At 72.3% G+C, this 5,685-nt stretch carries 7 protein-coding genes and 2 pseudogenes; 7 read left to right on the forward strand and 2 right to left on the reverse strand.

The features are described 5' to 3' along the window. Positions 1 to 136 (reverse strand): helix-turn-helix domain-containing protein (locus DKT69_RS41115; protein ID WP_148668970.1); only part of this gene is annotated, 136 nt, incomplete at its 3' end. Positions 137 to 159: 23 nt separating this feature from the next. Between DKT69_RS41115 and tnpA the strand changes: the two genes are divergently transcribed. Further along, positions 160 to 576 (forward strand): IS200/IS605 family transposase, encoded by a 417-nt coding sequence (gene tnpA / locus DKT69_RS18065; RefSeq protein WP_109802708.1) that lies wholly within the window; start codon positions 160 to 162, stop codon positions 574 to 576. A 79-nt stretch (positions 577 to 655) separates the two neighbouring features. Here tnpA and DKT69_RS39910 read toward each other — a convergent pair. Further along, positions 656 to 751, reverse strand: a pseudogene (locus DKT69_RS39910) (thymidylate kinase); the annotation flags it as partial. Positions 752 to 941: 190 nt separating this feature from the next. On the opposite strand from DKT69_RS39910, the gene DKT69_RS18075 reads away from it, so the two are divergent. The 6 genes and pseudogenes from DKT69_RS18075 to DKT69_RS18095 all read left to right on the forward strand — a co-directional run. After that, positions 942 to 1,499 carry a dihydrofolate reductase family protein gene (locus DKT69_RS18075; protein ID WP_109802709.1) on the forward strand — a complete coding sequence of 186 codons (558 nt, stop codon included), beginning with the start codon at positions 942 to 944 and terminating at the stop codon, positions 1,497 to 1,499. A 42-nt stretch (positions 1,500 to 1,541) separates the two neighbouring features. Further along, a complete protein-coding gene (locus DKT69_RS18080; protein ID WP_236647990.1) occupies positions 1,542 to 2,402 on the forward strand; it encodes a TrmH family RNA methyltransferase in 861 nt (286 codons plus the stop codon). Positions 2,403 to 2,410: 8 nt separating this feature from the next. Further along, positions 2,411 to 2,560, forward strand: coding sequence for a hypothetical protein (locus tag DKT69_RS38380; RefSeq protein WP_161557872.1), 150 nt, complete (start codon positions 2,411 to 2,413; stop codon positions 2,558 to 2,560). 28 nt (positions 2,561 to 2,588) lie between these two features. After that, positions 2,589 to 4,040: an argininosuccinate synthase gene (argG, locus tag DKT69_RS18085; protein WP_109802711.1), complete on the forward strand. Its 1,452-nt coding sequence runs from the start codon at positions 2,589 to 2,591 to the stop codon at positions 4,038 to 4,040. A gap of 37 nt (positions 4,041 to 4,077) precedes the next feature. Further along, a pseudogene (locus DKT69_RS18090) lies at positions 4,078 to 4,513 on the forward strand (TrmH family RNA methyltransferase); the annotation flags it as partial. Positions 4,514 to 4,558: 45 nt separating this feature from the next. After that, on the forward strand, positions 4,559 to 5,685 hold a 1,127-nt coding region (locus tag DKT69_RS18095; RefSeq protein WP_201749723.1), incomplete at its 3' end, for a PucR family transcriptional regulator ligand-binding domain-containing protein.

The raw sequence follows: 5,685 nt of genomic DNA on the forward strand, positions 1-5,685 counted from the left end.
GCTCACCCGCCTCGCGGGCCTGCTGACGTGCGCGCAACCCGTCGTTGAACACCACCCGCGCACACCCGAACGCCCGCGCCAGCGAAGCCTGCTGGCCGGGCGTCGGGTAGACGCGGTAGTTGTACCGAAGCTGCACATCGGACAGTCTGGCATCGGCATATGACAGATATCGGAAGAATCCGCACTGCCAGGCACTGCGTCTTCGTCCGCCACGCCCACTTGGTCTTCGTCACGAAATGCCGGCACAGGGTCTTCACCGACCGGCACCTGACCCCCCTGGAAGACATCACGCAGGCGGTGCGCGCCGACTTCGACACCGAGCCGGTCGACTTCAACGGCGAAGACAACCACCTCCACCTGCTGGTCAACTTCCCACCCACGGTCGCCCCGTGGAAATTGGTCAACAGCCTCAAGGGCGTATCCAGCCGCCGGCTGCGCCAGCAGTTCCCCGATCTCGTGCACCACTACTACCGCGCCAACCGGCTCTGGTCGGGCTCATACTTCGCCAGCTCCCTCGGCGCCGCACCGCTCACCGTGCTGCCCGGGTACATCGAGCAGCAGAACCAGCCAGGCTAGAGCACGCTCGGGCCTAGCCGGCCCTCCCGCGCGGGCCTTCACCCCCGCCCTGAATGGCGGAGCACTGGCCCGCACCCTGGTAGCTCGCCGGGGTGCCCCGGGCGGTGAGCCGGCGCGCCAGGGCCCGGGCCTGGGTGCTCTTGCCGGAGCCGTCGACGCCGACCAGGGCGATCATCACGGGACTGGCCACGGGTCCGGACGGTACTGGGGCGGTGCAACCCGGGGCAGGCGCCCGGCGACCGGGGGCACGGGCGGGCGGAAAGCCCGACGGAAAATAATTCGCTCCGGCTGTCGGATCCCACCGGGCGGCTCCGACCCACCGGTGACAGCGTCCGCCGGGGCGCGGCCGATCGAGGAGAACCGCCATGCGAAAGATCATCTACTGGGTGCACCAGTCCGTCGACGGCTTCATTGAGGGGCCGAACGGCGAGTTCGACTGGCCCGTGATGGGGGCGGAGCTGTCCGCGTACTCCCTGGAGCTGAGCGAACGGGCCGGCGCGTTCGTGTACGGGCGCAAGGTCTGGGAGATGATGTCGTACTGGTGGCCGCGGCCCGAGTCGATGGCCGACGCGCACGGCCGGGCGTTCGCGCCGATCTGGCGGCGTACCCCGAAGATCGTCCTGTCCCGGACCCTCGAGTCGGCCGACCACGGCGCCCGGGTCATCGGCGCCGACCTGGTCGGGCAGGTCGCCGCCCTCAAGGCCGAGCCGGGCGGGGACCTCCTGCTCACCGGCGGCTCGGCCGCCGCCGCGGCGCTGACCGACCACGGTCTGATCGACGAGTACCAGGTCATCGTGCACCCGGTCGTCCTCGGCGGCGGTAGGCCGGTCTTCCCGCCCAAGGACCGGCTCGCCCTGCGCCTGGTCGGGTCGCGCGGCTTCGACGGCGCGAGCGTGCTGCTGCGGTACGAGCGGGCCGGCTGACCGGCGGCTCCCGCCACGCACCTCCGCCCGGCGCAGCGGCCGGTGGGCGGTGCGGGTGGCGGCGTCCGGCAGAATCGTCGGGTGCCCGTCCACGAGATCACCGACCCCGACGACGACCGGATCGCCGACTACCGCGCGCTGACCGACGTCGAGCTGCGTACCCGCTGGGAACCCCCGCACGGTCTGTTCATCGCCGAGGGCGAGCTGGTGCTGCGGCGGGCGCTGCGGGCCGGCTACCCGGCCCGGTCGTACCTGGTCGACGCGAAACGGGCGGACCAGCTCGCCGACCTCGACGCCGGCGACGCCCCGGTCTACGCGGCCACCCAGGAGGTGCTCCAGCGGGCCACCGGCTTCCACGTGCACCGGGGTGTGCTCGCCTCGTTCCACCGCAAGCCGCTGCCGAGCGCGGCCGAGGTGCTGGCCGGCGCCCGGCGCGCGGTCATCCTGGAGGACGTCAACAACCACACCAACCTCGGCGCGGTTTTCAGGGGGGCCGCCGCGCTCGGCATCGACGCGGTGCTGCTGTCGCCGTCCTGCGCCGATCCGCTGTACCGGCGCAGCGTACGGGTCAGCATGGGGGAGGTCTTCGCGGTGCCGTACGCCAAGCTCGAGCGCTGGCCCGCGGGTTTGGACCAGGTGCGGGAAGCGGGCTTCACCGTGCTCGCCATGACGCTGGCTCCGGACGCCGTACCGATCCAGCGGTTGACTCCGGCGCAGCGCGAGCGGGCGGCGCTGCTGCTGGGAGCCGAGGGCCCCGGCCTCACCGCGGCGGCCCAGTCCGCCAGTGACGTGCGGGTGGTCATTCCGATGCGGCGCGGAGTGGACTCGTTGAACGTCGCCGCCGCTGCGGCGGTGGCGTTCTGGGAACTGGGGCGCGACGACCCACCGTTCGGCAGCGGGTAGCTCTGCGGGTGGTCGATCTTGAGGTCTCCGCCAGCACCGCCGGTTACGCGGAAGCCGCCGATGCGCTCGTCGAACAGTACGAGAGTGTGTCCTTCGCGGAGGTCCACCGCGACGTGCTGCACCCGTTCTCGTCCCGTCGAGCACTTCTGTTTGCATGACCATGCGGCATAGCGCATAATCTTCCTCGTGTCCAAGGTTCTCACCTCCCTGCCCGCCGGCGAACGTGTCGGCATCGCCTTCTCCGGCGGCCTCGACACCTCGGTCGCGGTCGCGTGGATGCGCGACAAGGGCGCCGTTCCCTGCGCCTACACTGCCGACATCGGCCAGTACGACGAGCCCGACATCGCCTCGGTGCCCGGTCGCGCGCTCAGCTACGGCGCCGAGGTCGCCCGACTGGTCGACTGCCGCGCCGCCCTGGTCGAGGAGGGCCTGGCGGCGTTGACCTGCGGGGCCTTCCACATCCGCTCGGGCGGGCGGGCGTACTTCAACACCACCCCGCTGGGCCGGGCCGTGACCGGGACCCTGCTGGTGCGGGCGATGATCTCCGACGACGTCCAGATCTGGGGCGACGGCTCGACCTTCAAGGGCAATGACATCGAGCGGTTCTACCGGTACGGCCTGCTGGCCAACCCGCAGCTGCGCATCTACAAGCCGTGGCTCGACACCGACTTCGTCACCGAACTGGGTGGGCGTAAGGAGATGTCGGAGTGGCTGCTCGAACGCGCCCTGCCGTACCGGGACAGCACCGAGAAGGCATACTCCACCGACGCCAACATCTGGGGCGCCACGCACGAGGCGAAGACCCTCGAGCACCTCGACACCGGCATCGAGACGGTCAACCCGATCATGGGAGTCCGGTTCTGGGACCCGTCGGTGGAGATCCCGACCGAGGATGTCACGATCGGCTTCGACCAGGGTCGCCCGGTGACGATCAACGGTAAGGAGTTCGGCAGCCCCGTCGACCTGGTGCTGGAGGCCAACGCCATCGGCGGCCGGCACGGCCTGGGCATGTCGGACCAGATCGAGAATCGGATCATCGAGGCCAAGAGCCGGGGCATCTACGAGGCTCCCGGCATGGCGCTGCTGCATGCCGCGTACGAACGGCTGGTCAACGCCATCCACAACGAGGACACCCTGGCGAACTACCACAACGAGGGCCGCCGCCTCGGTCGGCTGATGTACGAGGGGCGCTGGCTGGACCCGCAGGCGCTGATGCTGCGCGAGTCGTTGCAGCGCTGGGTCGGCACGGCGGTCACCGGCGAGGTGACGTTGCGGCTGCGCCGGGGCGACGACTACTCGATCCTGGACACCACCGGCCCGGCGTTCAGCTACCACCCCGACAAGCTGTCGATGGAGCGTACCGAGGACTCGGCGTTCGGCCCGTCGGACCGGATCGGCCAGCTCACCATGCGCAACCTGGACATCGCCGACTCGCGGGCGAAGCTGGAGCAGTACGCCACCCTCGGCATGGTCGGCGGCGCGACCCCCCAGCGGATGGTCGGCGCCGCGCAGGCAGCCTCGACCGGGCTGATCGGTGCGATGCCAAAGGGCGGCGCGGAAGCCATCGCCTCCCGGGGCGTCTCCTCCGCCGACGACGAGGCACTCGACCGCGCCGCGATGGAGTTCGGCGTCGACTGAGCGACGCCTCGGGAAGGGATCAGTAGCGCCGGGCAGTTTGAGTACGCACACCAGCCTCGGGGCGATCTTCCGGGCCGTGGCGGCCCTCGGCGTGGACGCCGTGCTGCTCTCCCCGTCCTGCGCCGACCCGCTCTACCGGCGCAGCGTCCGGGTCAGCACGGGTGAGGTCTTCGCCGTCCCGTACGCGAAGGTGGACCCCTGGCCGGACGCCCTGGCCCAGGTCCGGGCGGCCGGTTTCACGGTGCTGGCGATGACGCCCGCCCCGGACGCGCTGCCGATCCAGCGGCTGGACGCGGCGCAGCGGGCCCGCGCGGCCCTGCTCATGGGCGCCGGGGGCGGGCCTGACCCGGGCCGCCATGGACGCCAGCGACGTCCGGGTGGTGATCCCGATGCGGCGCGGAGTGGACTAGCTCAACGTCGCCGCCGCCACCGCGGTGGCCGGCTGGGAGCTGGGCCGCGACGACCCGCTGTGACGCTGCCCTTCGGGATCGAGGGTGACGCAGGGTAGCGTATCGGCCGTGTTCCCTACCGTCCGTGAGGTCCTCGCGCTCGACCCGGTCCGCCACGGCGCCCCCCGCCTGGTCGCCGGGGAGGCCGGGCTGGACCAGCCGGTGCGCTGGGTGCACGTGACCGAGGTGCCGGACATCGCCACCCTGCTCAACGGGCGGGAGCTGGTGCTCACCACCGGCATCGGGCTGCCCGCCGACGACGCCGGCCTGCGCGCGTTCATCGGCGACCTGGCCGACGTCGGGGTCTCCGGCCTGGTGGTGGAGCTGGGTCGCCGGTACGTCAGCGGGGTGCCCCGGGTGATGGCGGCCGCCGCCGAACGGCGCGGCCTGCCGCTGGTGGAGCTGCGGCGGGCCACCCCGTTCGTCCGGATCACCGAGGCGGTGCACGCGCTGATCGTGGACGCCCAGCTCACCGAGCTGCGGGCCACCGAGGAGATCCACCAGCGGTTCACCGAGCTCTCGGTGGAGGGCGCCGACGCCGCCGAGGTGGTCCGGCAGGCCGCCGAGCTGGCCGGCAGCCCGGTGGTGCTGGAGAACCTGTCCCGGCAGGTGCTCGCGTACGACCCGGCGGGGGAGAACGCGGAGCTGCTGCTGGACGGCTGGGAGCAGCATTCCCGGCGGATCCGGCCGACCGGCCGGACCGCGTACGACCCGGACAGCGGCTGGCTGGTGACCACCGTCGGCGCCCGCGGGCAGGACTGGGGGCGGCTGCTGCTGCGCTGGTCGACCGGCACCCCGCCCACCCGACTGACCATCCTGGTCGAGCGGGCCGCCTCCACCCTGGCGCTGGGCCGGCTGATCCGCCGCGACGCCGAGGGGCTCGAACGGCAGATCCACCGCACCCTGCTCACCGCCCTGCTCGACCACTCCCGGCCGGTCGACGAGGTGGCGTTGCGGGCGAAGGCGCTCGGGGTGATGCTGGACCGCCGGCACCTGGTCGGCGTGGTCGTGCGGCACCGCGCGGACGACCCGGCGGGGGACGGCCACGCCGCCGACGCCGGCCCGGAGGCCGGCCCGGCCCGGCTGCGGGACCTCGCCGAGGCGGTCGGCCACGCGCTGCGCGAGGCCAAGCTGACCGCCCTCACCAGCGCCGTCGACGACCAGGCCGTCGGCGCGCTGCTCGCGCTCCCCGACCC

The organism is Micromonospora sicca (genome assembly GCF_003172935.1).
GTDB classification, from domain to species: domain Bacteria; phylum Actinomycetota; class Actinomycetes; order Mycobacteriales; family Micromonosporaceae; genus Micromonospora; species Micromonospora sicca.